The sequence below is a fragment of the Acetobacter thailandicus genome (assembly GCF_011516655.1).
Classification (GTDB): Bacteria; Pseudomonadota; Alphaproteobacteria; order Acetobacterales; family Acetobacteraceae; genus Acetobacter; species Acetobacter thailandicus.
The window spans coordinates 270955-297079 of the sequence record NZ_WOSV01000002.1; the positions used below are offsets into that span (position 1 = coordinate 270955).

At 54.2% G+C, this 26125-nt stretch carries 24 protein-coding genes, 1 tRNA gene and 1 other RNA gene; 22 read left to right on the forward strand and 4 right to left on the reverse strand.

What is annotated here, in order from left to right:
* Nucleotides 1-17: 17 nt before the first annotated feature.
* Nucleotides 18-107: transfer RNA gene (locus tag GOB58_RS03900), tRNA-Ser, on the reverse strand.
* A 217-nt stretch (nt 108-324) separates the two neighbouring features.
* Between GOB58_RS03900 and rplU the strand changes: the two genes are divergently transcribed.
* The 4 genes from rplU (at nt 325) to proB (ending at nt 3267) form a co-directional block, all read left to right on the forward strand.
* Entirely contained in the window at nt 325-639 is a 315-nt protein-coding gene (gene rplU / locus GOB58_RS03905) for a 50S ribosomal protein L21 (protein ID WP_086554575.1), read from the forward strand.
* Between the two features lie 56 nt (nt 640-695).
* Entirely contained in the window at nt 696-965 is a 270-nt protein-coding gene (rpmA, locus tag GOB58_RS03910) for a 50S ribosomal protein L27 (RefSeq protein ID WP_086554574.1), read from the forward strand.
* Nucleotides 966-1072: 107 nt separating this feature from the next.
* A complete protein-coding gene (obgE, locus tag GOB58_RS03915) occupies nt 1073-2092 on the forward strand; it encodes a GTPase ObgE (RefSeq protein ID WP_086554573.1) in 1020 nt (339 codons plus the stop codon).
* 44 nt (nt 2093-2136) lie between these two features.
* Entirely contained in the window at nt 2137-3267 is a 1131-nt protein-coding gene (gene proB / locus GOB58_RS03920; protein WP_173559409.1) for a glutamate 5-kinase, read from the forward strand.
* 7 nt (nt 3268-3274) lie between these two features.
* On the opposite strand, the gene GOB58_RS03925 is transcribed toward proB, so the two are convergent.
* Nucleotides 3275-3913, reverse strand: coding sequence for a hypothetical protein (locus tag GOB58_RS03925; protein ID WP_086635102.1), 639 nt, complete (start codon nt 3911-3913; stop codon nt 3275-3277).
* 57 nt (nt 3914-3970) lie between these two features.
* Nucleotides 3971-4243, reverse strand: coding sequence for a DUF2312 domain-containing protein (locus GOB58_RS03930; RefSeq protein ID WP_086554570.1), 273 nt, complete (start codon nt 4241-4243; stop codon nt 3971-3973).
* 275 nt (nt 4244-4518) lie between these two features.
* On the opposite strand from GOB58_RS03930, the gene zwf reads away from it, so the two are divergent.
* On the forward strand, nt 4519-5991 hold the full coding sequence (gene zwf, locus GOB58_RS03935) for a glucose-6-phosphate dehydrogenase (RefSeq protein ID WP_173559410.1): 1473 nt from the start codon (nt 4519-4521) through the stop codon (nt 5989-5991).
* Entirely contained in the window at nt 5988-6431 is a 444-nt protein-coding gene (locus GOB58_RS03940) for a hypothetical protein (protein WP_086635101.1), read from the forward strand. Before zwf ends, GOB58_RS03940 begins: the two co-directional genes overlap by 4 nt.
* Here the strand turns inward: GOB58_RS03940 and GOB58_RS03945 are convergent.
* Entirely contained in the window at nt 6385-7458 is a 1074-nt protein-coding gene (locus GOB58_RS03945; RefSeq protein WP_173559411.1) for an alpha/beta hydrolase, read from the reverse strand. The genes GOB58_RS03940 and GOB58_RS03945 overlap by 47 nt on opposite strands.
* Before the next feature lie 150 nt (nt 7459-7608).
* Between GOB58_RS03945 and rnpB the strand changes: the two genes are divergently transcribed.
* The 16 genes from rnpB to ftsA all read left to right on the forward strand — a co-directional run bounded on the left by rnpB (nt 7609) and on the right by ftsA (nt 26048).
* Nucleotides 7609-8021: RNase P RNA component class A (gene rnpB / locus GOB58_RS03950), an RNA gene on the forward strand.
* 296 nt (nt 8022-8317) lie between these two features.
* On the forward strand, nt 8318-8794 hold the full coding sequence (gene mraZ, locus GOB58_RS03955) for a division/cell wall cluster transcriptional repressor MraZ (RefSeq protein ID WP_086554566.1): 477 nt from the start codon (nt 8318-8320) through the stop codon (nt 8792-8794).
* Entirely contained in the window at nt 8794-9810 is a 1017-nt protein-coding gene (gene rsmH / locus GOB58_RS03960; RefSeq protein ID WP_086635099.1) for a 16S rRNA (cytosine(1402)-N(4))-methyltransferase RsmH, read from the forward strand. The genes mraZ and rsmH overlap by 1 nt, the downstream gene beginning before the upstream one ends.
* On the forward strand, nt 9807-10670 hold the full coding sequence (gene ftsL / locus GOB58_RS03965) for a cell division protein FtsL (protein ID WP_173559412.1): 864 nt from the start codon (nt 9807-9809) through the stop codon (nt 10668-10670). Before rsmH ends, ftsL begins: the two co-directional genes overlap by 4 nt.
* Before the next feature lie 41 nt (nt 10671-10711).
* On the forward strand, nt 10712-12778 hold the full coding sequence (locus GOB58_RS03970; protein ID WP_086635097.1) for a peptidoglycan D,D-transpeptidase FtsI family protein: 2067 nt from the start codon (nt 10712-10714) through the stop codon (nt 12776-12778).
* The gene (locus GOB58_RS03975) at nt 12775-14265 is read left to right on the forward strand and encodes a UDP-N-acetylmuramoyl-L-alanyl-D-glutamate--2,6-diaminopimelate ligase (RefSeq protein WP_173559413.1); all 1491 of its coding nucleotides are present in this window, start codon (nt 12775-12777) and stop codon (nt 14263-14265) included. The genes GOB58_RS03970 and GOB58_RS03975 overlap by 4 nt, the downstream gene beginning before the upstream one ends.
* Nucleotides 14262-15650 carry a UDP-N-acetylmuramoyl-tripeptide--D-alanyl-D-alanine ligase gene (locus tag GOB58_RS03980; protein WP_173559414.1) on the forward strand — a complete coding sequence of 463 codons (1389 nt, stop codon included), beginning with the start codon at nt 14262-14264 and terminating at the stop codon, nt 15648-15650. Before GOB58_RS03975 ends, GOB58_RS03980 begins: the two co-directional genes overlap by 4 nt.
* Nucleotides 15650-16744 carry a phospho-N-acetylmuramoyl-pentapeptide-transferase gene (gene mraY / locus GOB58_RS03985; RefSeq protein WP_086554560.1) on the forward strand — a complete coding sequence of 365 codons (1095 nt, stop codon included), beginning with the start codon at nt 15650-15652 and terminating at the stop codon, nt 16742-16744. Before GOB58_RS03980 ends, mraY begins: the two co-directional genes overlap by 1 nt.
* Nucleotides 16741-18171 (forward strand): UDP-N-acetylmuramoyl-L-alanine--D-glutamate ligase, encoded by a 1431-nt coding sequence (gene murD / locus GOB58_RS03990; RefSeq protein WP_173559415.1) that lies wholly within the window; start codon nt 16741-16743, stop codon nt 18169-18171. Before mraY ends, murD begins: the two co-directional genes overlap by 4 nt.
* The gene (locus GOB58_RS03995; protein WP_086635092.1) at nt 18171-19337 is read left to right on the forward strand and encodes an FtsW/RodA/SpoVE family cell cycle protein; all 1167 of its coding nucleotides are present in this window, start codon (nt 18171-18173) and stop codon (nt 19335-19337) included. Before murD ends, GOB58_RS03995 begins: the two co-directional genes overlap by 1 nt.
* Nucleotides 19334-20482, forward strand: coding sequence for an undecaprenyldiphospho-muramoylpentapeptide beta-N-acetylglucosaminyltransferase (murG, locus tag GOB58_RS04000; RefSeq protein WP_173559416.1), 1149 nt, complete (start codon nt 19334-19336; stop codon nt 20480-20482). The genes GOB58_RS03995 and murG overlap by 4 nt, the downstream gene beginning before the upstream one ends.
* Before the next feature lie 2 nt (nt 20483-20484).
* Nucleotides 20485-21912, forward strand: a complete 1428-nt coding sequence (gene murC / locus GOB58_RS04005; protein WP_086554556.1) for a UDP-N-acetylmuramate--L-alanine ligase — start codon at nt 20485-20487, stop codon at nt 21910-21912.
* Nucleotides 21909-22847 carry a UDP-N-acetylmuramate dehydrogenase gene (gene murB, locus GOB58_RS04010; RefSeq protein ID WP_086635090.1) on the forward strand — a complete coding sequence of 313 codons (939 nt, stop codon included), beginning with the start codon at nt 21909-21911 and terminating at the stop codon, nt 22845-22847. Before murC ends, murB begins: the two co-directional genes overlap by 4 nt.
* Nucleotides 22844-23782, forward strand: a complete 939-nt coding sequence (locus GOB58_RS04015) for a D-alanine--D-alanine ligase (RefSeq protein WP_086635089.1) — start codon at nt 22844-22846, stop codon at nt 23780-23782. The genes murB and GOB58_RS04015 overlap by 4 nt, the downstream gene beginning before the upstream one ends.
* Nucleotides 23782-24645 (forward strand): cell division protein FtsQ/DivIB, encoded by an 864-nt coding sequence (locus GOB58_RS04020; protein ID WP_086554553.1) that lies wholly within the window; start codon nt 23782-23784, stop codon nt 24643-24645. Before GOB58_RS04015 ends, GOB58_RS04020 begins: the two co-directional genes overlap by 1 nt.
* Nucleotides 24642-26048 carry a cell division protein FtsA gene (ftsA, locus tag GOB58_RS04025; protein ID WP_086554552.1) on the forward strand — a complete coding sequence of 469 codons (1407 nt, stop codon included), beginning with the start codon at nt 24642-24644 and terminating at the stop codon, nt 26046-26048. The genes GOB58_RS04020 and ftsA overlap by 4 nt, the downstream gene beginning before the upstream one ends.
* The last annotated feature ends 77 nt before the right edge of the window (nt 26049-26125 follow it).

Consider the following 26125-nt stretch of genomic DNA (forward strand, 5'->3'; position numbering starts at 1 on the left):
CTAAAAAAATCTCACTATGGCGGAGAGGGAGGGATTCGAACCCTCGGTACGATCACTCGCACAACGGTTTTCGAGACCGCCCCGTTCAGCCGCTCCGGCACCTCTCCGCTTCAGGCCTGAGGTTATAATTGCGGTTTTTTAGCCCGACAAGGCCGGGAACAACAAGTTTTTGTTGACGTAAGCCCTTTGCACCCCGTAAAACCCCAACCATTCCACAAAGATGGAAGCATGTCGCTCATGCGGCACACGAAAAAAAGCCTCCACAGCTCTCGCCTGCACCCCGCCGCGAGAGGTTAAGAGACCCGAAAGAGAGACTCTGTTATCATGTTCGCAATTATTCGCACCGGCGGCAAACAGTATCGTGTTGAACCTGACATGATCCTGAAAGTTGAAAAACTTGAAGTCGAAGCCGGCGCAACCGTCACATTTGACGAAGTTCTTGCAGTTGGCGGCGAAGGTTCTGCCACCATCGGTGCGCCACTCGTTGCCGGTGCTCGTGTTACTGCCACAGTTGTCGCTCAGGACCGTCGCAAGAAGGTCATCATCTTCAAGAAGCGCCGCCGGCAGAACAGCCGCCGCAAAAATGGTCATCGTCAGCCGGTTACCATCCTGCGTGTTCAAGAAATCAACGCTGCCTGAATTACGCCTTAAGAGCGTATCAGTTTAAAGCAGAAGACCAGAAGAGGACCTGAGTTATGGCACAAAAGAAAGCGGGTGGTTCATCCCGTAACGGGCGCGACAGCGCCGGACGTCGTCTTGGCGTTAAAAAATTCGGTGGCGAAAGCGTCGTTGCAGGCAACATCATCGTGCGTCAGCGCGGCACAAAAATGAAGCCTGGCGTTAATATCGGTGTTGGTCGCGACCACACACTCTTTGCTCTGGTTGACGGCAGTGTTCGCTTTGAACGCCGCTCAGAAGGCCGTGTACACGTCTCTGTTGACGCACTGCCAGCTGCAGCTGAGTAAAGTATAATTTTTTCTGCCCAGGCTGGTTATGCCAAAGCAGAACAAAAGGCCGGTTCTGTGAGGATCGGCCTTTTTTACGTTTAGCTGCTGCTCACAAAGGTACCCCCATGAAATTTCTCGACCAGGCAAAAATTTATGTCCGCTCAGGCGACGGCGGTGATGGCGTAACGGCTTTCCGTCGTGAAAAATATGTTGAATTCGGGGGGCCTGACGGTGGCAATGGCGGGCGCGGCGGTGACGTTTTCTTTGAAGCTGTCGCTAACCTCAATACGCTCATTGATTTTCGCTACACACAGCATTTCAGAGCCCGCAAAGGCGGCAACGGTGCCGGCTCTGACCGCACCGGCGCGGCGGCCTCCCCCGTCATTATTAAAGTGCCTGTTGGCACTCAGATTTTTGATGATGACCGCGAAACCCTTCTGGCTGACCTCGACGAACCCGGCAAACGGATCATGCTCTGCCGTGGTGGCGATGGTGGCTTTGGTAACGCGAACTATAAAAGCAGCACCAACCGCTCTCCCCGTCGCTCAGATAAAGGCTGGCCGGGTGAAGAACGCTGGGTCTGGCTGCGTCTGAAGCTGATTGCTGATGTTGGCCTGGTTGGCATGCCCAATGCTGGCAAATCGACCTTCCTCTCTGTTGTCTCGGCAGCACGCCCAAAAATTGCTGACTATCCTTTCACAACGCTTCATCCGCAACTTGGTGTTGTTCGTCTCTCAGTCGCTGAAGAATTTGTGATTGCTGATATCCCTGGCCTGATCGAAGGCGCACATGAAGGCACAGGCCTTGGCACGCGCTTTCTCGGCCATGTCGAACGCTGCGCTGTGCTGCTGCATCTGATCGATGGTTCAGCAGGTGATGTCGTTGACACCTGGCGCACCATCCGCCGGGAACTCACAGAATATGGCGGGGGACTGGCCAGTAAACCCGAGATTATTGCACTCAACAAAAATGATGCCATGACCCCGCGTGAGGCCTCGGCTCGCCGCCGCGCTTTAGAAAAAGCGAGTGGCGCTTCTGTTGTGCTCATTTCAGCGGCAACCCGTCAGGGTGTACCTGAGCTGTTGCGTACAATTCAGAATCAGGTCACAGAGATACGCAATGAGGAGCGCGATAACGCCTCCTGATCTCGTTTCACTTCAAGCCGCTGTGGCAAACAGGTTCTGAGACTATGACCGGACGCGCTCTTCCCCCTTCCCTGACTTCTGCCCGACGCCTTGTTGTTAAAATCGGCAGCGCTCTGGTTGTGGATACTGAAAAAGCCCTCCCCCGGCAGGAGTGGCTGAACAGCGTTGCGGCTGATGTTGCACAGCTGCACAGGCAGGGCACGGCCGTCACCGTAGTTTCGTCAGGGGCTATTGCCCTGGCGCGCCACAGCCTTGGCATGACAGGGCGTACACTGCAACTGGCGGAAAAACAGGCCGCAGCAGCTGTCGGGCAAATCAGCCTGGCGCAGGCCTGGAGCAAGGCCCTGCATGCTCATGGTCTGACTGCCGCACAGCTTCTTCTGACACCAGGTGATACGGAAGACCGAAAGCGGTACCTCAACGCCCGTGCCACGCTTGATACTCTTATAAAACTGAACTGTGTGCCGGTTATCAATGAAAACGATACCGTCGCTACGGCTGAGATCCGCTTTGGTGACAATGACAGGCTGGCAGCCCGCGTTGCACAGATGATCGATGCTGACCAGCTTGTTTTACTCTCTGACATTGATGGTCTCTACACAGCTGATCCCCGCCTTGACCCGACAGCACAACACCTGCCGGTTATCGACGCTCTGACACCTGAAATTGAGGCCATGGGTGGTGAGCCTCCTCCTGGTTATTCTTCAGGTGGTATGCGCACCAAATTACTCGCAGCAGATATCGCTACACGTTCAGGCTGTGCAATGGCTATTGCAAAGGGCCAGCCCCTGCACCCGCTGCGCGCTCTGCTGGAAGGAGCAAGATGCTCCTGGTTCCTGCCGCGCACATGTAGCCAGGACGCCCGCAAACAATGGATTGCAGGCAGCCTGACCCCTGCAGGAAAAATTATTGTTGACCGGGGCGCTGTTGCCGCCCTGCAGCAGGGGTCATCCCTTCTCCCCGCCGGGATTACGCAGGTTGAGGGACAATTTTCACGCGGGGACCTTGTGAGCGTTACTGACGAAGCCGGGCTGCTTTTGGCTCATGGCCTGTCATTTTACGATGCGGAAGCCATACGTCGGATCGCAGGGCATCATTCATCAGAAGTTGAAAAAATTCTTGGCTGGCAACATCATGACGAGATTATCCACCGCGATAACCTCGTTATGGTATAAAATAAATTCAAGAGCCTGAACGTGTCGGAGGCCAGTTTAGCATTGGCTCCGTGCGTTCAGCTGCCTGCCTGCGCTGATCAGCATAATCAGGACGGTCCTGGCTAAAATCGATACGGTGTGGCTCTCTGTTCGCATCAGGCGCACGCTCATGTTCTGATTCTACCGGCGATTTTTGTGTATGCCACGGCATTGAACGCGCCCCGCGCGCCGTCGGGGCAGCCGTCATGTGCGGAACAGGCGGAGCACCACGACGGGGCTCATAAGCATCTGATACACGCGGCGCACGTATAGCCGGCAAAATAGCCGGCATTGCAGGCGGTTCTTCAGCACGGGGCGGAGGGGGGGGCGCAAAACGCACTTCCTCAACTGTTACACCACCAGATGAAACAGGTACCTGTGCATCAGGTGCGGGCACATCCCGCACGGCTGAAGATGATTTCTGCGCCTGTAAAGCAACAAGATGCATAGAGACAGAACGCAGATCAGCCTGAATTTCATGCTGCTGCAGTTCTATCTCTGCCAGACGGCCTTTAAGGCCAAACACGGCAAACGGAATCATCAGAAAAAACAGGCCGTACACCACAGCAGTGACGACAAGAAATACCTGCAGCCAGAGTGGCATCCACTCAGGAAAAAAATCTGACATCGCGCTCCTCTGACCCTGTTTTAAAATTCATCCGTCTGCCGGCATATGGCAGCTGAATTACATACCCAATGCCCGTCTGTAGATATCAAGCAGTGTTTCCTGCTCTTCCACTTCAGCGGGCTCCTGCTTACGGATACGGATGATCTGGCGAATCACCTTCACATCAAACCCGGCAGATTTTGCCTCCGTGAAAATATCCTTAATATCGCTTGCCAGAGCTTTGCGCTCTTCTTCCAGGCGCTCAACGCGCTCTATGATGCTGCGCAGGCGATCAGCGGCAACACCACCGGCTGCTGCGTCTTCACCACTGGAAAAACCTTCATTATCCATAGCGTCTGGTCCTCTGTTTTGTGATTCATAACCAGGCTGCCAGCCCCGGAGAGATATTAGCACCCGCCCCGCGACTATCAGAACCGACGGGATTATCGCGGCATGAGCCTGCGGTCAATTGCCTTGACAGCTATCCTCCTTCCGGACAAACCCTAAATCATGAAGCTGATATCTCTGCTATGACCTGTTACAGACTATAAACAAAAACAGGTAACAGGCCTGCCAGAGAAAAAAGCACTTCGCCCTCATTATTCTTGCGGGAGGAACCCAGGGACATGGCCCATATCAATCAAGTTGACCCGTTTGACTTTGTCATCTTCGGAGCAACCGGCGATCTGACCATGCGCAAGCTTCTGCCAGCTTTTCTGCGCCGTTTTCATGCAAAAGAGTTTGCCGATGAAGCGCGTATTATCTGCATTGCCCGCTCTGCCCATTCGGAGGATGACTACCGCCAGCAGGTCAGCAAAACTCTGCGCGAATTTGCCCCTGAGACAGCAAAGAGTACAGCCACGCTTAACCGCTTCCTCAAGCTGGTTCAGTATATCCCGCTCGATGCGACCAAAGCAAATAGCGACTGGTCTGACCTGGAAAAAGCTCTGGCTGACCCGACTCGCATTCGTGTTTTTTACCTGGCGACCAGTCCTGCGCTGTATTCTCCGTTATGCGCAGCTTTGTCGAAACATGATCTTATCACCGATAAAGCCCGCCTCGTGCTTGAAAAGCCAATCGGGGTTGATTTCACCACCGCGACAGAAATCAATGACGGTGTAGGTAAGTTTTTCCACGAAAGCGCCATTTACCGGATCGATCATTACCTGGGCAAAGAAGGCGTGCAGAATCTTCTCGCACTGCGCTTTGGCAATCCCGTTCTTGAGAAACTCTGGTCCTCTGACGCAATTTCCCACGTACAAATTACCGCGGCTGAAACCGTTGGTGTTGGCACACGTGGCGCATATTACGATGAGTCAGGGGCTTTGCGCGATATGATGCAAAACCACCTGCTTCAGGTGCTGTGTATGCTGGCGATGGATGCCCCGGCCTCACTCAGCGCTGATGATCTGCGCAATGAAAAGCTCAAAGTACTCAATGCACTTCGCCCGATGACATCTGAAATGGTAAGGCAGAATGTTATTCGTGGTCAGTATACAGCCGGCCTGTGCGGGCAGGAAAATGTCTGCAGCTATCAGGATGATCTGGGCAAAGACCGCACATCAAATACTGAAACATACGTTGCCATCCGTACAAAAATCCGTACCAGCCGCTGGGGCAACACGCCGTTTTATTTACGCACCGGCAAACGAATGGCCGCAAAAACAACCGAGATTGTTTTGCAGTTCCGCCCGCAGATCTGGTCTATTTTCAGCAACACTCCTTCACCCGGGCGTCTGGTTATCCGCATTGCTCCTGAAGAAGGCCTGTCCCTGGTTCTTGCCAGTAAAGACCCTGGTGCAGGTGGTTTCAGAGTGCGGAACGCTGATCTTCAGATGCTTTATAATGATCAGTTCAACATTACATACCGGGATTCCTACGAGCGCCTTCTGCTTGATGCTGTGAGAGGAAACCCGGCTTTATTTATCAGACGTGACGAAGTTGAAGCCTCATGGCGCTGGGTTGAACCTATTCTGGCAACATGGCGCGAAGACCTTTCCCCCCTTGAACCTTATCCCGCCGGGAGCTGGGGCCCCGCGTCCGCCCGTATTTTACTGGCACGTGATGGCGCACTCTGGCATGAAGATATGCAGACATGAGCGACAAAACACTTCTCAACCCCAAAAAAACACCCAAAAAACGCACGTTACGCCAGCATGTTCTGCGCCGCCTGGTTATGGTTGTGCCTCTTATGCTGCTGATGATTGGGCTGGCTAAAACCGGTTTTCTCGATAAAATGGCTGACCGCTATACCTTCCGCGCTGAGAGCTGGTTTAATGACACAGCTCTTGTCAGTCACCTGCGTTTACTCGTAACGAGCAATGGTATGTCGCACGACAGACCTGACTGCCTGCTGTTTATCGTCAATGGCAACGACCCGCTGACCGCTTCACGTATTGACGTGATGCAAAAGCATTCAGGCACATGCCCCAACCCGGGCAAAGAACTGCCAAAACTCTTTACGTTACAGATTGACCGCGTCAACCACACTATTATGTCTGACCAGGGGTCTCCGGGTGAATTCCACCCTGTTCCCTGAGAGCGCCTGCAAACGCCCTGCGCAGCATTTTCCCTCCGGCGCGCAGGGCCCGTTTACCGGGGGGCATAACCGCATAGAAATTAAGAAAACCGTGCAGGGCTCCTGAATAACAGGCATAAGCCACCGGTACACCTGCTGCCCTGAGAGCCTGCGCATAGCGGGCACCATCATCACGCAACGGATCACACTGAGCGGTCATGATAACAGCGGGAGCCAGCCCGGTCAGATCCTGAGCAAACCCGGGTGCAAAACGCAGATCTGTCCAGTTCTCTTTATGAGCAAGATACTGCGCTCCATACCATCTTAGCGCGTACTGCGATAAAAAATACCCCTCACCATAATGCTCATGTGAGTGGGAAATATCATCACCATAAAGCGTAGGATAATATAAAAGCTGCAAAACCGGGCGGGGCAAACCTCCTTTTTTAGCCTGCTGCGCCAGAACGGCGGCAAGGTTCCCCCCTGCACTATCACCAGCCACGGCAACGTCCCCTCCCCAGTAATGGCGGGACTGCTCTGCAAGCCAGCGCAGAACAGCCTGAACGTCTTCCACTGCGGCAGGGAAAGGATGTTCAGGCGCTAGGCGATATTCAGGCATGAGCACAGCCGCCCCTGAACTGCGGGCAAGACGACAGCAGATGCCATGATGGGAAGTCAGACCACAATGGACAAACCCACCACCGTGCAGAAACAAAACGACCCCTCTGACACAACCATATGGAATGTAAAGACGGGCACGCAGCATACCGTTAGCCCCAGGCACTTTCAGAGAAATTACCCGCCTGACCTGCAGAGATGACAGGCATGGTATAAAGGAAGGGCTGTCTGTCACCTTACGCAACCGGGCTAAAAAAGCCTCCCTTACCCTGAGCTGATCATCCGGGCTCAACGGAATTGCCGGTGGCTGATCTGCATTCTTTTTCTGCTGACGGGCTGCCTGTTTCCTGATGCACCACAATAAAAATCGCGCAGAACGTGTCGGGCGCGCCGGGTCAGATGTCGCATGTGAAAACTCAGAACAACGCATATCCGAACCCTTTTTATGGTTTGTGAACAGTATCGGCAGTGCTGATTTTACCTGAAAAAATTCTCTTTATACATGCAGATGCTTATATAATGACCATTACCCGGCTTTTCGGCCTTGACCTGCAACGCATCCCGACGCAGGGTGCAGCCTCCAGGCGGTTGGACGGTCGCTGCTCTGCTTTGCAGAGGAGAGGAAAGTCCGGGCTCCACGGGAGAACGGTGCCGGTTAACTGCCGGCGAGGGCGACCTTAGGGAAAGTGCCACAGAAAACAAACCGCCTTCCGGGTTTTTTTCATGGGAAACCATGGGACAAACTGAAGGTAAGGGTGAAACGGTGCGGTAAGAGCGCACCGCTCAGCTGGTAACAGCCGAGGCATGGTAAACCCCACCGGGAGCAAAACCGAATAGGGACAGCAGAAACCCCGCAAGGGCGTTTCAGAGGTTCTTCCGCCTCGCTGTCCGGGTTGGTTGCTTGAGGTATGCTGCAAGGCATATCCTAGAAGAATGACCGTCCAGGCTCCTTACGGAGCCGGACAGAACCCGGCTTACAGACCGCCTGGATTAACCTTCCTAAGTTGTTAATAAATATTAACAATTCGTTTATTCCTGATATTTTCATGAACAAAATAATCTCTCTGCCCAGGCGCAATTCAGGCAAACAATATTCAGACTTATTTTTTCTTTACTCTTCTCAAAGATACTTAAAAAACAAACCGTTTTCTGTTGTTTTTTATCTGGTTTGAATTGCTTCCCATGAAATCCCATGCTATCCCAAATATTAACAGCAGAGTGTGATTCCAGTCTTGCTTTGCATCAGGCACGCAAACAAATAACAACCTGCAGCAGGGGAAAAGCATCGGGTGAGTGTGTTTCTTGGCACACATGAAAACAAATTTGACGCGAAAGGTCGCGTCTCAATTCCGGCCGCGTTTCGCACTGTTCTCAAAAGCCAGCATATGGAAGGTGACTCTCTGATGATACTTCGTCCCTCACATGTCATGCCGTGCATCGAAGCCTGGCCTGCTGCTGCTTTTTCTCAGCTGACCAGCTCGCTTGACCGCCTGGATATGTTTTCTGACGAGCACGATGATCTGGCCGCAGCCCTGTATGCAGATGCCTACCCTGCTGACCCCGACCGTGAAGGACGAATTATTTTACCTGACTTTCTGCGCGACCATGCCGGCCTGACCAGCAGTGCAACGGTAGCTTTTATGGGTGTCGGGCGCACCTTTCAGCTATGGGAGCCTGAAGCAGCGAAACAGCGCCGTGCTGAAGCCCGCCTGCGTTCACGCCGCGTCAATCTGCCTGCTGCCCACAAAAATGAGGGGCACAGCTGATGACCACGCCTCTTTTCTCACCTTCAGTGCCGGGGCACTCAGGCCACGTTCCGGTCATGCTCTCCGAAGTGCTTAGCGCTCTTGCCCCCACTGATGGAGAGACCTTTCTCGACTGCACGTTTGGCGGTGGCGGTTACACATCTGCAATCCTGAACAGTGCAGACTGCTCTGTTTACGCTATTGACCGCGACCCCCATGCTATCGACCGTGGTCAGGCTCTGGCTGGTCATTTCTTATCTGCGGACGGATCCCCTCGCCTTCACATGCTGCACGGCTGCTTTGGCGACATGAAAAATCTGGCCGAAGCAGCCGGTATTTATGCATTTGACGGCATTGTGCTGGATCTGGGTGTATCATCATTTCAGCTGGATGAAGCTGAACGTGGCTTTTCATTTAAGCAGGATGGTCCGCTCGATATGCGTATGGGGCGCGACGGGCAGACAGCGGCTGATCTTATTAATACAGCCCCTGAAACTGAACTTGCTGATATTTTCCATTATTATGGTGAAGAGCGTCATGCACGTCGCGTAGCGCGGGCCATTGTTGCCGACCGGGCTGCCACCCCTTTCACCACAACCCTGCAGCTGGCCGAACTTATACGACGGATTGTACCGGCTGATCGTTCAGGCATTGATACGGCGACACGTTCTTTCCAGGGATTGCGTATTGCTGTTAACGACGAACTTGGAGAGATCGAAAATGGTCTGACCCAGGCGCTTGATCTGCTCTCTCCCGGGGGCAGGCTCGTTGTTGTTTCTTTTCACTCCCTGGAAGACCGTATTACCAAGCGTGTATTTGGTAAGGCGACTGGTAAAACACAAAACATTTCGCGCTATGACCCGCGCGCTGTCACGTCACGCAGCGCAGAGAGTGAGTTTGTCACTCTGACTTCGAAGCCTTTGCGCCCTGGTGCAGATGAGTCTGATACCAACCGACGCGCACGCAGTGCGAAGCTGCGTGCTATCGTGAAACGCCCTCTCGTATCTTCTTCGCCTGCTAAAGGACAGACCGTATGATACCCCGGCCATTTACATGCTGCTCGGCTATTCTGGCGATTGCGTCGGGATTTTTTCTTTATACGAAGAAGCACCAGACAACTTTACTTGACCAGCAGATTTCAAGAATTGTCTCAGAAACACAGCACGTCAGGGCGCAGACGGCTATGCTGCGAACTGAGTGGGCGCTGGAAAATCAGCCCGAACGTCTGACACATCTGGCAGAGCACCACCTCCCGGACCTTCACCCTATGGAACCGGTTCAGTTCGTGCGCATGGCTGACCTTGGTAAAAACCTGCCACCTTTATCCGGGCCTGTTATGGCTCAGGCTGCGGCCCCGTCCGTAGTTGCGGCAGTGGCTGTCAAACCTCCGGTAACGGCAGTAGTGGCCGTAGCGAAACCTGTTTCGCACCTGCCACAGGACGCGCATGTTCATACAACAGCTGTTTCTTACACCAGTGCAGAACCTGCCATCAGACCTGTGCAGACAACTCTTACTGTACAGTCACCTGCCCCGGCAGCTGTTCACCATACGCTCACCATAACCGGGGCAGCTGCACATGACAGCAAACCGCAGCCCGTAAAGGTGTTAACTGCACAGCTACCTGCTTCGCATGAGGTACGGTTACCTGCACCAAAAATTATGGCGGCTCAGGTCACACCATCTGCATTGCCTGTAGCGGTGCACACCCGGCAGGCGGAGGTACGCCACCCGCTGCCTCTTACCGTTGCCAGCTGGCACGCGCCACGAACCAGACAGGCTGCACCATCTTCAGAATCAGGATATGTGGAAGCGCGCGCCGGTTCATCTTACGACAGCGGATCTCTGCTCAGCCGCAGCGGAACCGAAATGGCACCCCCGGTTCCCGTATCAAATTAAATCTGCCTCTGTTTACAGCCTGAAAGTGTCTGCATCCTGCAATGGCCCGATCGCCTCAAGAATCTGGTCCGTCTTCACCCCCATCGCGCACAGTACGCGTCACCGGGGATGACCTGCGCGCACGCGCGCATCGCGATAAAATGCATGTCAGGCTCCTTGTCGTTGCTGCCGGTTTCTTTGGTCTTTTTTCTGCCGTAGCCGTCAAGCTCTCCATCGCGACAGTCTTTGCTCCTATGGCACCTGAAAGCCGGCAGATTGCCCCGCAGGTACCTAAGATCCCGCAAATTGACCCTAAAGGCAGCCTGTCAGCTGATTTCTCTCTGCCTCAGGTACATCGGGCATCTGTTATCGACCGTAACGGGCAGACACTGGCTTTATCTCTGCCGGTTGCTCAGGTTTATGCTAACCCGCAGGAGCTGATTGACCCGCAGGATGTGGCTAAGAAACTTCAGTCTGTTCTGCATGACCTGAATTTAGAAGAGGTTACACGTCGCCTCTCGCTACCCAAACAGTTTGTTTATATTGCACGTAACATCTCCCCACAGCAGGAGATGGCGATCAACAACCTTGGTATTCCCGGTATTTATTTTGAGCAGGGTGAACGCCGCCGCTACCCTCTTGGCCGCACAGCTGCCCATATTATCGGGGCGGTTGATATTGATGATCATGGCATTGCCGGGGTAGAGCGTTATTTTAACACACGCCTGATGTCTGACCGCACTCCCCTGCGTCTTTCCCTGGATGTGCGCGTGCAGTCAGTCGTCCGGGACGAGCTTGCTGCTGCGATGGCAACATTCCAGGCTATTGGTGCCTGTGCCATCGTGATGGATGTCCATACCGGCGAAATCATCGCCATGGTCAGTCTGCCTGATTTTGATGCCAATGATTTTGTGCACGCAAAAAATGATGAGCATTTTAACCGGGCAGTAACCGGGCTATATGAGCCTGGTTCTACTTTTAAACTTCAGACTGCTGCTATGGGGCTGCAAACCGGCACCATTCATATCTGGGACCGTTTTTCTTCTGTGCCCATTCATGTCGGACGATTCAAAATCTCTGACATGAAAAGTGATCATTTCACGGAATGGCTAAGCCTGCCCGAAGTGATGGCTTACTCATCCAACCCGGCAGCGGCACATATCGCGCTTGACGTTGGTGCTGTAAAACAGGCCGCCTGGATGAAAGATATGGGATTTTTTGCTCCCGTACCAATTGAACTGCCTGAAGCCGCCCGCCCGCTCGTGCCTCATCGCTGGAGCCTTTCAACAACGATGACAGTCGGCTTTGGTCACGGCATTGCAGAATCTCCCCTGGCCATTGTACGCGGTACAGCAGCAACCGTTAATGGTGGGATACTGATTAAACCAACATTGCTGGAAGCCGGTGAAGCCGCTGAATCTGTTGTTAAAGCCAGAAACGAAGCTCCCGCTGCTGATGCAAACCTGAGAGACCTGCAAAGCGCGGCCTTCCAGCAGGCTCTTACCCATGCGCAGGCACAGCAGGCTGACAGCACAGCAGACAACAAAGACGGAGATGACCCCCAGCCGACACCCCAGGGCAAGCGGGTTATCTCTGAGCAGATATCAGCTCTCCTTCGCAGGCTGCTGCGCCTTGATGTTACAAAAGGCACGGGTAAAACGGCTGAATCTCCAGGGTATTTTGTTGGCGGTAAAACGGGTACAGCTGAAAAAATCGGACCACACGGTGGCTATCTGAAACATACAAATATTTCAGCCTTCACCAGCATTTTCCCAATGAATGCACCACGCTATGCCGTGTATGTCATGCTCGACAGCCCCAAACCAACACCAGAGACACATGGCTGGACAACCGCAGGCTGGAACGCCGCCCCGACTGTATCAAAAATTATCACGCGTATTGGTCCGATGCTGCAAATCTTTCCTGACACGGCCCATGCCGCAGAAATTGATGCAGGCATGGCTTTACCCATGCACCCGACACCTCCCCGTGGTGTGCGCCCTCTGGGACCAGGCAACGACCCCGGAGACCCCCGTAAAGCCGAAGCCGCACGCAAAGCCATGCAAATGGCTGAAAAACGCCTGAGAGCCCAACAAAAAAAACAATCTGCTGAGGTCATGGACGAATGAGCCTTTCTCTCCCCGCCCTGTGTCACGCAGCACATGTGCCTGTGTCTTCTCATGAGCACAGTCTTTTTCACACCGTCACAATCAGCGCCGTCACGGCTGACAGCCGTGCTGTTACGCCGGGTACTTTATTTGTTGCCTTGCCGGGTACAAAAACTGATGGGCGCGCTTTTATCGCCAGTGCCGTCACTCAGGGGGCCGCTGCGGTTCTTATGCCTGATGATGACACTCCCTGGCCATCCGACGTGCCACAACGCCCCCTTTTACGTGCGGAAAATCCACGTAAGGCTCTGGCTCTTATGGCTGCTGCTCTTGCAGGCCGGCAACCGGCACCGCTGGTGGCGGTAACCGGTACAAACGGCAAAACGAGCACTGTTGGTTTTTTACGCCAGCTCTGGGCACTGCATGGTTTTCGGGCCGCTGCCCTTGGCACACTGGGGCTGACCGGCACTGACCTGCCCCCGCTTAAAATGCCTGCGCTCACTACACCTGACCCTGTCGCACTGGCAAACGGTCTTGCTACTCTTGCACAGGCTGGGGTTAATCATGTTGCTCTTGAAGCCTCTTCTCATGGTTTGCAGCAAAACCGTCTGGATGGTCTGCATCTGACTGCTGCGGGCTTTACAAATCTGACACGCGACCATCTTGACTACCACGGTACGCCAGAGGCCTATCGCACGGCAAAACTCAGATTATTTTCTGAACTCTTGCCAGAGGGCGCTGTCGCAGCGGCCAATGCTGATATGGACCCGCAAACCCTTGCCGCACTGCGTGAAACAGCAAAAGCGCGCAAACTTACCCTGCGCACAGTTGGCTCTGAGGGCGATTATATCCGCCTGATCTCACAAACCCCTCTACCCACAGGGCAGGAAATCGTGATTGATGCAGATGGCAGCCGTCATACACTGACGCTTTCTCTGCCTGGCCGGTATCAGGTTGACAATATCCTGCTGGCTGCAGCCCTCGCCGCACAAAATGACATATCCCTGCAGGATGTTATCGCCCTCCTCCCCGGACTTGAAGGTGTAAAAGGCCGAATGGAACGGGTGCTGATGCTGCCTGACGGGGCTGCTGCCTATGTTGATTATGCACACACACCTGATGCCCTTGCCAGCCTGCTGGCCTCTTTACGCCCGCACACACAGGGTCGTCTGATTGTCGTATTTGGTGCAGGCGGAGACCGTGACCGCGGCAAACGCCCGCTTATGGCCCGGGAAGCGGCAAAAGGTGCTGATATTGTCATCATCACAGATGACAACCCCAGAACTGAAGACGCCGCCTCCATCCGTGCTGAAGTCAGAAGCGGCGCCCCTGATGCCCTCACCATTGACAATCGCAGAGATGCTATAGCTAAAGGGCTGTCACTGTTAGCCCCTCAGGATATTCTTGTCATTGCCGGTAAAGGCCACGAGCAGGGACAGATTATTGGCACTGAAATACATCCTTTTGATGATGCCTCCGTCCTGCGCGAACTGGCAGGTGTTATATGACCGGACCACTCTGGACCGCTGAGGAACTGACAGCCGCAACCGGTGGACATTTTACCGGCCCATGCTCAGCTCTTATCACCGGTATTTCTATCGATACCCGCACTCTTGCTCCTGGTGATTTGTTCATTGCCCTGAAAGGCGAGAACAGTGACGGACATGCCCATATCAGCACAGCGCTTGAAAAAGGTGCGGCTGCGGTCATGGTGCATGATGCGATATCGTCTGATGACCCCCGCCTGCTTGTTGTGTCTGATACCCTGAGCGGGCTTCAGGCTCTGGCTCTGGCAGCCCGTGCCCGCTTTGCCGGCAAAACGATTGCCGTCACGGGTAGTGTTGGTAAAACGACCACCAAAGAAATGCTGCGCGTCGCCCTGGGCGCACTTGGGCAGGTGCATGCGGCTGAAGCATCATATAACAATCACTGGGGCGTCCCCCTCACGCTGGCACGCCTGCCCCGTGAAGCAGCATTCTGCATCAGTGAAATCGGCATGAACCACCCTGGCGAAATTTCGCCACTGGCTCATATGGTTCGCCCCGATATTGCAGTTATCACCACCATCGCATCAGCTCACATCGGCTACATGGGCAGCCTTGATGCTATTGCTGAGGAAAAATCTGCGCTCATTTCTGCTCTGCCAGCAAATGGCATTGCTGTGATACCTGACGATGCACACGGCCAAAGCTTTTTTACACAGGCAGCCGCTGCGGTTCACGCCACATTATGGTCCTGTGGTCAGAAGCCCGATAGTACCGTCAGAGCATCTGACCTGCATATGATGGCTGAAGGCTCTTCTTTTCAGGCGAGCACACCACACGGTACAGTCTCTGTGCGGTTAAACGCACCGGGTCAGCACCTGGTGCGCAATGCCCTGGCAACACTGGGCGTCGTAGCCGCCCTGAAAGGTGACCTGCCACGTGCCGCAGCTGCCATGGCCAGTTTCTCCCCAGGGAAAGGACGCGGCGCTTTTACCCACATTGCAGGCGGCACCATAACACTGCTTGACGAGAGCTATAATGCCTCAGCAGCCTCTGTTAAAGCAACGCTTGAGACACTCAGACTTATTCCTGCCAGCCGTCATATTGCCATACTGGGCGATATTCGCGAGCTGGGTGATTTTTCAACGACCGAACACGCCGCACTGGCTCCTGTTGCTGCTCAGTGTGCTGATCTTATTTTTTGCTGCGGACCACACATGAAATCCCTCTATGATTCTCTGCCTCATGCGAAACAGGGCGCATGGGCTGAAAACTCTGCTGCCCTGGCCCCTCTTGCCTGCGCTGCCCTGCGGCGGGGGGATGTGCTTCTGGTTAAAGGCAGCCTTGGCAGTCGCATGCGTGTCGTTATCGAAGCTCTCACTGCTCTGTCTCATGTGGAACCCGCCTGATGCTCTCCTTTCTCTCCTCTCTCAGCCTGCATGATGGCCATGTTCCGCTTATCAACCTCCTGCGCTACATCTCTTTTCGTGCCGGCTGTGCCTGCCTGACAGCACTGGTCGTGTCGCTGTTTCTGGGCAAACCTCTGATTGCCATGCTCAGACGTATCCAGCGTGGCGGACAGCCCATCAGAGCGCTCGGACCAGAGCGCCACCTGGTTGAAAAAGCCGGCACCCCAACAATGGGTGGTGTGCTTATTCTGATCTCAATGCTGGTTTCAATATTATTATGGGGCGACCTGTCTAACGGGCTTTTATGGGCTGTACTACTGACTACTCTTGGCTTTGGCGGCGTTGGCTTTGCCGATGATTATCTGAAGCTTTCAAAACGCAATACGGATGGTGTGTCGAAGCGCGCGCGACTTGGCAGCGAGTTTCTGATCTCTCTGCTCTGCGGATGGTGGCTGCAACACATGATGCCACCTGACCTCGCCAATAAAGTGGCCTTTCCGTTTGCTAAAGACCTGTTGCTGCCACTCGGCTTTGCTTTTCCGCTTTTTGCCATGATCACCATTACCGGATTTGGTAATGCTGTGAACTTCACTGATGGCCTTGATGGCCTGGCTATTGTGCCTGTTGTTATTGCCGCTCTGGTCTTTGGCCTGCTGTCTTACGTTGTCGGGAATCATGTTTTTGCTGATTATCTACAGGTGCATGCCGTACCAGGCGCCGGTGAACTGGCCGTTTTCTGTGCAGCCCTGATTGGTGCTGGCTTAGGGTTTTTGTGGTTTAACGCACCACCGGCTTCGGTATTCATGGGCGACACCGGCTCTCTCTCTCTTGGCGGGGCGCTGGGGGCCCTGGCAGTTGCCATTAAACATGAGCTGGTACTGTGCATTGTTGGCGGGCTGTTTGTCATTGAAACCTGCTCCGTTGTGATACAGGTTTTCTGGTATAAACGTACAGGACGTCGTATTTTTCTGATGGCGCCCATACACCATCATTTTGAGAAAAAAGGCTGGGCTGAACCGAAAATCGTGATCCGTTTCTGGATTGTCTCTATCGTTCTGGGGCTGTGCGGCCTGGCCACGCTGAAACTACGATGACACATATTTTTCCTGACACTCTTTTTGCAGATCATCGCTATGCCGTGCTGGGTCTGGGGCGCAACGGCAGCCCCGCAGCCATAGCCCTGGCGCAAATGGGTGCGAGCGTTCAGGCATGGGACGACAGCGAACAGGCACGTAATGGCCTGCTTGCTCTTATTGCCCGGCAACCTACTGACATACAAAACCGCCTTACTCTCGCACCACCTGAAACCTTCGATGGCTTTTCTGCTCTGGTGCTGTCTCCGGGTATTCCCCACATCCTGCCGGCTCCGCACCCGGCAGCAGCCCGCGCCCGTGCAGCAGGTATACCTGTTCTTTCAGATGCTGAACTGCTGTTTCAGGCTGTGCGTAAAGCTGGCAGCAAGGCACGCTTTGCCGGCATCACAGGCACAAATGGCAAAAGCACGACCACAACCCTCCTCGCTTATATCCTTGAACAGGCTGGCATGCCTGTTGCGGCGGGAGGCAATCTCGGCCCCGCGGCACTCAGCCTGCCACTTTTGCCGGACAACGGTGTATATGTGCTTGAGATGTCATCCTACATGCTTGAGCGCCTTGAGAGCATGCATTTTGATGTCGCCTGCCTGCTTAACCTGACACCTGACCATCTTGATCGTCATGATGGCATGAGCGGATATACCGAGGCCAAAAAGCAGATCTTTAAAGGTCAGACACAAAACGACCTTGCTGTTGTCGGCATTGAAGATAATTTTTGCCGCGCTGTCATTGATGAGTTACGGACAAAAAACTGTAACTGCATAACCATCTCGGGCAGCCCTGATGAACCACAGGCTGATATTTTCGCAGACGGAAAAATACTCCGCCGCAAAACGGAAAAGCTCGCCTCTGCAGGCCCTGCCCTGCCAGGTAGTCACAACGCACAAAATGCAGCGGCAGCATGGGCTATGGCAGAGTTTCTGGGCGTTAATCCTGACGTTATCCGTCAGTGCCTTTCCTTTTTTGCTGGATTGCCGCACCGGCAAAAAATTGTCGTACAGCATCAGAGGGTAACGTTTATTGATGACAGCAAAGCCACGAATGCTGATGCAACAGCGCGGGCGCTCGACTGTTATGAAAACCTGATCTGGATTGCCGGCGGCATAGCAAAAGAAGGTGGTATTGACTCACTTTCATCATATTTCCCGCGTATCAGACATGCTTTCCTGATCGGACGCGATGCTGAAAAGCTGGCAGAAACACTCCGTGCGCATCAGGTCCCCTTTACGGTTGCCGGCACGCTTGACAAGGCTGTGCCTGCGGCTTTTGCTGAAGCAAAGAGCTCACAGACACCTGTTGTGCTGCTCTCCCCTGCCTGTGCAAGCTTTGACCAGTTTTCAGGTTTTGAAGCACGTGGGTTATATTTTCAGCAGCTGGCACAGGCTCTGACGAACCCGTCTGTTTCTCAGCCAGGAGAAAGTATCTGATGCCAGGCTTTTCCCGCAGTGATGATTCCCCCTTTGGGCGGTGGTGGCGCAGTGTTGACCGCACAACGCTCATCTGTGCCTTCATTCTGATCGGGTTTGGCTATATTCTTATGCTGGCTGCAAGCCCTGCTGTTGCAGTACGTATCGGCGCATCACGCAATATGTTTATTTTAAAGCAGGTGATGTTTCTCACCGTTGCCGGTACGATTATGACCGGCGTTTCAATGCTGTCGCGCAGAACTGTTCTCAGACTGGCTATGGTCTGCGGGGCGCTGATGCTCGGGGCAACCCTGCTGACACTGGTGCATGGCATTGAAATTAAAGGGGCCCGCCGCTGGATTGCACTGCCACTTATGTCTCTCCAGCCTTCTGAGTTTCTGAAACCCTGTTTTGCTGTGGTTACTGGCTGGCTTCTGACGCAGCGGCGCCTGTCACGCTATCTGCCAGGGATGCTGATCGCTTTTGTTCTGTATGGCATTATCCTCATGCTGCTTAAATCGCAGCCTGACATTGGCATGCTGACCGTCGTAACGCTGGTATTTCTGATCCAGCTTTTTGTCGATGGTCTGAGCCTGGCCCTGGTCGGCGTTGGTGTTGCTCTTATTATTGCTGCTGGCATTTCAGCCTTTTTTCTGTTTCACCATGTGCGCTCACGTGTTGAGCGCTTTCTGCACCCTGATGTAGGCGACCATTATCAGATTGACACTGCACTGCGTGCTTTTGGCAATGGCGGCCTGGCCGGGCGCGGTCCAGGTGAAGGGCGGGTTAAAGACCTGCTGCCAGATGCTCATGCTGACTTTGTTTTTGCCGTTGCAGGCGAGGAATATGGCATGATTGTTTGCATGCTTATCATTCTTGTCTTTAGTGTTATTATCATCCGCACGCTGCTGCGCCTTATTCGTGAAGATAATGCTTTCGTCGTTATTGCTGTAACGGGACTTATTTCTGGTTTTGGGTTTCAGGCTTTTGTAAATATGGCTTCAACCCTGCATCTGATCCCGACCAAAGGCATGACACTACCCTTTATTTCTTACGGTGGCTCTTCAGCAATGTCGATTGCTCTGGCTCTGGGTATGGTCCTCGCTCTGACCCGCCATCAGCCAGGGGATCGCGCAAATTTTGGTTCACCCCTTTTAACCCCCCGAACACAGGGACGCACACCATGAGCACATCACGCACCATTGTGATCGCAGCCGGCGGAACGGGCGGACATTTTTTCCCCGCGCAGGCTCTGGCAGATGAGCTGAGTGCCCGCGGGCATACCCTTGTACTTATGACCGATGAGCGCACAGGCACTATCAGTGAGGGTGTCTTCTCCAAAGGTCAGCAGTTTACCCTGCCTGCCTCAGGCGTGGTGGGGCGTAACCCCCTGCGCGCTCTGAAAGCCTGCCTGACACTTCTCAAAAGTGCATGGAAAGCCCGCTCACTGCTGCAAACCATCAGACCTGATGCTGTTGTCGGCTTTGGTGGCTACCCCTCCGTTGCTCCCCTGCTGGGTGCGCGGCTTATGGGTAAGACACACCCTCCGCTGATCATCCACGAAGGTAACGCCATTCTTGGGCAGGCTAATGCGGTACTCTCCCGCTTTGCTGATGTCATTGCGACATCCTTCCCGACCGTAGCCCGCCTGCCAGTTGGCACCCATACCGTGCTGACGGGCATGCCGGTACGTCCGGCCATTACCGCACTGGCAGGCGAGCCATTTACTCCACCTGGCGAAACCATCAGCCTGCTGGTATGGGGTGGTTCGCTCGGGGCTACTGTTTTTTCTGAAGTGTTGCCCGCTGCACTGGCTCGCCTTTCCCCCGATCTGCGTAAGCGCCTGCGCGTAACACAACAGGCCCGCAAAGCCGATATCGAGGTCGTGCGCAAAACATATGCAGAGCTTGGCCTGAATGCCCGTGTTGAGTCCTTCCTCAGCGATGTGCCCGATCTTCTCAGGTCAGCGCACCTGGTTATTGGCCGCGCCGGAGGGTCATCCATTGCAGAGCTGACTGTTGCCGGGCGCCCTTCCATTCTCGTTCCACTGCCCATAGCAGCCAGCGATGAGCAGACTGAAAATGCCAAGGCCATCACCTCTGCCGGAGCAGGCTGGATCATGCGCCAGCCCGACTTTACGCCTGTTGCTCTGGCATCACGCCTCACAGATTTACTTACCTCACCCGATGAGCTTGAGCGCGCTGCAGCCGCAGCTGCCAGGCTTGCCCGTCCCGATGCCGCCAGACACCTGGCTGACAGTGTAGAAGAATGCTTTCATCTTTCCCCATCTTCAGTAAACCAGCCTCCTCACAGCCCTCAGAAAACAGTCTGAATATGAGAGCTCTGCCCCTCTCGATCGGCACCATCCACTTTGTCGGCATTGGTGGTATTGGCATGTCAGGCATTGCTGAGGTGCTCAGTATGCTGGGTTACTCTGTTCAGGGGTCTGACATCAGCGAAAATGCCAATGTTAAACGCCTGCGGGCTGCCGGCATTCCTGTCACTGTCGGGCATGCAGCAGAAAACCTGGGCGAGGCGCAGGTCGTTGTTATTTCAACTGCAGTAAGCCGTGACAACCCTGAGGTTGTTGCTGCACGCAGCCGCCTTGTGCCTGTTGTGCGGCGCGCCGAAATGCTGGCTGAACTCATGCGCCTGCGCTGGTCTGTTGCGATCGGGGGGACACACGGAAAAACCACAACTACCAGCCTGGTTGCCGCTGTACTCGAAGCCGCACACCTGGACCCTACCGTCATTAACGGTGGCATTATTGAGGCCTATGGCACAAATGCCCGTATGGGCAAAGGCGACTGGATGGTTGCCGAGGCTGACGAAAGTGACGGGTCTTTCCTCCGTCTCCCGGCTGTCATTTCTGTCGTGACAAACATGGACCCCGAACATCTGGACCACTGGGGTTCAGCCGAGGCTATGGAAGCGGCCTACGACCAGTTTGTCTCTAACGTGCCTTTTTATGGCTTTGCTGTTTTATGCATCGACCATCCGGCTGTGCAGCAGATGATCCCGCGCCTGTCAGACCATCGTATTGTCACTTATGGCTTCTCTCCTCAGGCTGATGTCAGAGCGGAAAAATTAGAGACAGACAAAACCGGCGCAACATTTGACGTCGTACTGACAGACCGGGTCTCTCGTGAAACACGCAGAGCAGGCCCCTTCCGCCTGCCAATGCTGGGTGCCCATAATGTTCAGAATGCACTGGCGGCCATTGCCGTTGCCACTGAAATGCAGATTTCTGACGATGTCATTCGCTCAGGCCTTGCCTCTTTCCGTGGTGTGAAACGCCGCTTTACCCGCACAGGTGAAACCGGCGGCATTACCGTAATTGATGATTACGGTCATCACCCGGTAGAAATTGCTGCGGTTTTAAAAGCCGCCCGCCAGGCCGGGGCGCGTAACGTCATTGCTGTAATGCAGCCTCATCGTTACTCGCGCCTGCAAATGCTCTTCTCAGATTTCTGCACCTGTATGAACGATGCAGACACCGTTATTGTCTCCGATGTATATGCTGCGGGTGAAGCACCGATTGATGGCATTGACCGCAATGCTCTGATCGAGGGCCTACGTGAACGTGGTCACCGCTCTGTTTCTGGTCTTAACAGCCCTGATGAGCTTGCTGCCATGGTGCACGATATTGCAAAGCCTGGCGACCTGGTTGTCTGCCTTGGTGCGGGGACGATCACAACATGGGCCCAGGCCCTGCCAGAGCAGCTTGCTGCGCTGCAGGCTCAGGCCGGGCAGTCATCATGACAGCCCCAAGCATGATCAGCCTTGTGCAAAAAGCTTTTAGCTCAGCGCGGGGGCGCGTAACTGAACAGGCTCTGCTTGGGCCACGCACATGGTTTCGTACTGGCGGTGCCGCTGAATGGCTCTTTCAGCCTGCGGATACGGATGACCTTGCTGCGGTTATGCAAAACCTGTCACCGGAGCTGCCTGTCACGACCCTTGGCGCCTGCTCTAACGTCATTGTGCGTGATGGAGGAATAGAAGGGGTTGTGCTGCGCCTGAGCCGTGGCTTTTCTGACATCGTGACCGAGAAAGATGGTCTGATTGTCGGGGCAGCCTGTCTTGATGCCACAATCGCTGAACATGCCGCTCAGGCCGGACTGGCCGGACTTGAATTTCTGGCTGGCATTCCCGGTTCAGCAGGTGGTGCCGTGCGCATGAATGCCGGAGCCTATGGGTCTGACATTGCAACCATCCTTGACTGGGCAGAAATTGTCACGCGCGATGGCTCTGTCATCAGGCTTGATGCCGGGGCACTCAATTTTGGATATCGTCGCTCCGGGCTGCCAGAGGGAGCTGTCGTTACACGCCTGCGTCTGCGCGGCACGCCGGCCAGCCCGGCTGATATTGCTGCGTCTATCTCAGCCATTCGTGCAGCCCGTGAAGACTCTCAGCCCGTCAGAGCCAGAACGGGTGGCTCGACATTCCGCAATCCTGATGCTGAAGAATCACTGCTGAAAGCATGGCAGCTCATTGACCAGGCCGGCTGCCGCGGTTTGCAGATGGGCGGAGCACAGGTCAGCGAAAAACATTGCAATTTTTTAATCAACACAGGTACAGCAAGCGCGTCAGATCTGGAATCTCTTGGCAATCATGTCCGCCAGCGCGTTGCAGACCATTCAGGCGTTACCCTTCACTGGGAAATTAAACGTATCGGCAAAGCAGGAGTCTCTGAATGACAACAGCCAGGCGCGTCACCGTTCTGATGGGAGGCATGTCTTCAGAGCGCGAAGTCAGTCTTGTTTCCGGTAAAAATGTTGCCGAAGCCCTGCGCACTGCCGGTTATATCGTCAGCGAGCTTGATGCCTCCTCTGACCTCGCCGCACTGGTGAGCAACCTTAAAGAACAAAAACCGGATGTCGTCTTTAATGCCCTCCACGGGCGATATGGCGAAGATGGCTGTATTCAGGGCATTCTTGAATGGATGAAAATTCCCTACACCCATTCTGATGTCCGCGCCTCAGCTGTTGCTATGGATAAAGCTGCCGCACGCGCTGTTTTTCTGGCGGCAGGCCTGCCCGTTGCAAAAGGTAAAGTCGTCAGCATTGAAGAACTCGCAAAAGCTGATCCTCTCCCTGCCCCCTACGTGATTAAACCACTGAATGAAGGCTCATCTGTAGGTGTCTATATCATCCGTGAAGGCTCAGATCAGCGTAAAGAAATCGCTGCAAACTGGGGCTACGGCCCGTATGCCCTGGCAGAAGAGTTTATTCCTGGCCGTGAAATTACGGTCGGTGTCATGGGTGACCGTGCACTGACCATTACTGACATCACACCAACCCCCGGTCAGGGGCATGATTTCTACGACTATGATGCAAAATATAAGACGGGCGGCTCAACACATGTGCTGCCGGCTCAGCTTGACGAAACAACAGCGCAGCAGGCTCTTGAAGCATCCGTCAAAGCACATCAGGCTCTGGGCTGTTCAGGTGCCTCACGCGCTGACTTTCGCCTTGACGATACCGGCTCTGGCCCTGCGCGCCTGGTCTTGCTTGAGGTCAACACTCAGCCTGGCATGACCGCGACCTCTCTGCTGCCAGAGCAGGCCGCATGGTGTGGAATAAGCTACCCTGAGCTGTGCAGCTGGCTGACAGAGCAGGCCCTTAACAAATAATGCGTATGCCTCCCCCCCCTCCGGCAGACAGACCATCACGTCTGCAACTGTTTATGCGCAGACAGAAAAAAACGCTGCGCCCCGTTGCCGGTCTGTTTCTTGTGGGCATTCTGGCGGGCGGAGGCTTTTTATATCTGAGTTCTCCTCAGACCAAATCGCACCTCTCCTCCTGGTTACAGCACATTGCCAGCAAAGCACCGCTGCACATTGTCTCAATTAAAACAGATGGTGCCCAGCTCACCAGCCCTGAAGCTATTTCAGAAGCTCTGGGGGTTCATGTTGGCGACCCAATTCTCGCATTTAGTGTCAGTGGTGCCCGTGACCGCCTTAATAAGCTGCCTTTTGTCGACCACGTTATCGTAGAACGTCACCTGGCTGGTGACATTGTTGTTCATATTACAGAACGTCCTCCCTTCGCGGTCTGGCAGCATAACAGGCACTTCATTCTCATCGACAGGCAGGGTAACCCTGTGCCCGATCAGGGCATGACCGGTAAAGATGCTGAAGCTTTCACGAAGCTGCCCCTGGTTGTGGGTGTGGGTGCCAGTGAAGCTGCTGCCTCCCTGATTGATGTTTTGTCAAAAGAGCCTGAAATACGCAGTCATGTCGCTGCGGCTGTCAGGGTCAATGAACGACGCTGGAACCTCGTTCTGCACAACAATATTACTGTTCTTCTCCCTGAAGGTGAGGAAGAGCCCGCTATTCACAGACTGGCCTCTATTCAGAAATCGACACATCTGCTGGACCGGTCTATTGTCTCTGTTGATATGCGTCTGCCTGACCGGCTGACCGTAACAAAACAACAGTCAGAGCCCGGACTCTCGGGCACATCTTCTTCGCCTCCACCGGAACACACACCATGACCAGTCTTTCTCCTTCTGCATCTTCGGGCTGGTCACTGCGTCCAAAACGTTCTTCTTCTGGTCTGCCTGTGAACCATCATTCCTCATCTTTGCTGCCTCCCTCCTCCGATAACAGTAAACGTCAGAAACCCTGGCGCAGCGGTTATTTTGCTGTTCTCGATATTGGCTCAACGAAAATAACCTGCCTTATCGGACGTGGCGAAAGTAATGGTATCCTTCGCGTTGTGGGCTGTGGCTGGCGTCGGGCTGATGGTATTCGCAATGGTGCAATCACAGACCTGCACAAAGCTGAGGCTGCCATACGTGCAACAGTTGGTCAGGCTGAAAGAATGGCTGACCGCTCAGTTGACGGAGTTGTGGTCAATCTCTCCTGCGGGCACCCGGCAAGCCGTTTGTATAACGTACGCTGGCCGATAGGCGGGCGTATTGTTTCTGAAGCTGATATCAGGCGCATTATCAATGAAGGGCGCATGCAGGCCACGCTTGAAGGGCGTGAGGTCGTGCATACGCTTCCTATCGACTTTACTGTTGATGATACAGAAAATGTCGTCGACCCCCGCGGTCACCTCTGCGACACCCTGAAAGTCAGACTGAATATTATTGATGCCGCATCTACAGCCCTTCTGAACCTTCAGACTGTTCTCAACCGTTCAGAGCTTAAGCTCGACGCCCTTGTTTCTTCTCCCATGGCGTCAGGTCTGTCCGTTCTTAATGCTGATGAACGCGAACTTGGTACGACGGTCATTGATATGGGAGGTGGCACCACATCTCTTGCCGTTTTTGGTGAAGGCCAGCTTCTGCACACAACACAGATCGGCGTTGGTGGACAGCACGTTACCCGTGACATTGCGCGCGGGCTGAGCACATCACTTGAAAATGCTGAACGTCTGAAAACTGTTTATGGCAGTGCAGACCTGGCATCCGACGTGGAAGATGACCTGCTGACAGTTGAGCTGCTGGGAAATGATGTGCCGCATTTTGAGCAGATTTCCCGCTCGCATCTTGGCAGAATCATTCGCCCCCGTATGGAAGAAACTCTCGAATTAGTGCGTGAAAAGCTCGATGGAGCCGGCCTTGGCAGTGCCGCAAGCGGCCGTATTGTGCTGACTGGCGGCGGATCTTTACTTGACGGCATACGCCCCCTGGCTGAACGAATTCTTGGCGCGCCTTCAGCAAAAGGCCGTCACGGCCCTGCATTTAACCGTTCTGTCAGACTTGGCAGGCCCAAAAATATTATTGATTTACCAGAGAAAACCGCTGCTTCAGCTGGCTTTGCCACAGCAGCCGGACTACTCTCATGGGCAGCCAGCGCGGAAAGACCTTTCGGTGATGTTGAATTCAGAGAAACACAACCTTCAGGTTTTTTACAGAAAGTCGTCGCTTTTATTCGTGAAAAAGTCTGATATACTCGGATAACCCTCTGTATAAGGCCGTCTGACGTGGCCATCTGTAAAATGTCAGCCTGCCTCTTGCTCTGCTT

Bases quoted from the DNA above. Each gene is read 5' to 3' on its own strand.
- GOB58_RS03995 (WP_086635092.1), top strand. From the start codon at position 18,171: ATGCCAGGCTTTTCCCGCAGTGATGATTCCCCCTTTGGGCGGTGGTGG.
- GOB58_RS03930 (WP_086554570.1), bottom strand. From the start codon at position 4,243: ATGGATAATGAAGGTTTTTCCAGTGGTGAAGACGCAGCAGCCGGTGGT.
- GOB58_RS04015 (WP_086635089.1), top strand. From the start codon at position 22,844: ATGACAACAGCCAGGCGCGTCACCGTTCTGATGGGAGGCATGTCTTCA.
- zwf (WP_173559410.1), top strand. From the start codon at position 4,519: ATGGCCCATATCAATCAAGTTGACCCGTTTGACTTTGTCATCTTCGGA.
- GOB58_RS03980 (WP_173559414.1), top strand. From the start codon at position 14,262: ATGACCGGACCACTCTGGACCGCTGAGGAACTGACAGCCGCAACCGGT.
- ftsA (WP_086554552.1), top strand. From the start codon at position 24,642: ATGACCAGTCTTTCTCCTTCTGCATCTTCGGGCTGGTCACTGCGTCCA.
- murC (WP_086554556.1), top strand. From the start codon at position 20,485: ATGAGAGCTCTGCCCCTCTCGATCGGCACCATCCACTTTGTCGGCATT.
- GOB58_RS03925 (WP_086635102.1), bottom strand. From the start codon at position 3,913: ATGTCAGATTTTTTTCCTGAGTGGATGCCACTCTGGCTGCAGGTATTT.
- GOB58_RS03940 (WP_086635101.1), top strand. From the start codon at position 5,988: ATGAGCGACAAAACACTTCTCAACCCCAAAAAAACACCCAAAAAACGC.
- GOB58_RS03975 (WP_173559413.1), top strand. From the start codon at position 12,775: ATGAGCCTTTCTCTCCCCGCCCTGTGTCACGCAGCACATGTGCCTGTG.
- murD (WP_173559415.1), top strand. From the start codon at position 16,741: ATGACACATATTTTTCCTGACACTCTTTTTGCAGATCATCGCTATGCC.
- obgE (WP_086554573.1), top strand. From the start codon at position 1,073: ATGAAATTTCTCGACCAGGCAAAAATTTATGTCCGCTCAGGCGACGGC.
- murG (WP_173559416.1), top strand. From the start codon at position 19,334: ATGAGCACATCACGCACCATTGTGATCGCAGCCGGCGGAACGGGCGGA.
- ftsL (WP_173559412.1), top strand. From the start codon at position 9,807: ATGATACCCCGGCCATTTACATGCTGCTCGGCTATTCTGGCGATTGCG.
- mraY (WP_086554560.1), top strand. From the start codon at position 15,650: ATGCTCTCCTTTCTCTCCTCTCTCAGCCTGCATGATGGCCATGTTCCG.
- rpmA (WP_086554574.1), top strand. From the start codon at position 696: ATGGCACAAAAGAAAGCGGGTGGTTCATCCCGTAACGGGCGCGACAGC.
- GOB58_RS03970 (WP_086635097.1), top strand. From the start codon at position 10,712: ATGGCCCGATCGCCTCAAGAATCTGGTCCGTCTTCACCCCCATCGCGC.
- GOB58_RS04020 (WP_086554553.1), top strand. From the start codon at position 23,782: ATGCGTATGCCTCCCCCCCCTCCGGCAGACAGACCATCACGTCTGCAA.
- GOB58_RS03945 (WP_173559411.1), bottom strand. From the start codon at position 7,458: ATGCGTTGTTCTGAGTTTTCACATGCGACATCTGACCCGGCGCGCCCG.
- rplU (WP_086554575.1), top strand. From the start codon at position 325: ATGTTCGCAATTATTCGCACCGGCGGCAAACAGTATCGTGTTGAACCT.
- rsmH (WP_086635099.1), top strand. From the start codon at position 8,794: ATGACCACGCCTCTTTTCTCACCTTCAGTGCCGGGGCACTCAGGCCAC.
- proB (WP_173559409.1), top strand. From the start codon at position 2,137: ATGACCGGACGCGCTCTTCCCCCTTCCCTGACTTCTGCCCGACGCCTT.
- murB (WP_086635090.1), top strand. From the start codon at position 21,909: ATGACAGCCCCAAGCATGATCAGCCTTGTGCAAAAAGCTTTTAGCTCA.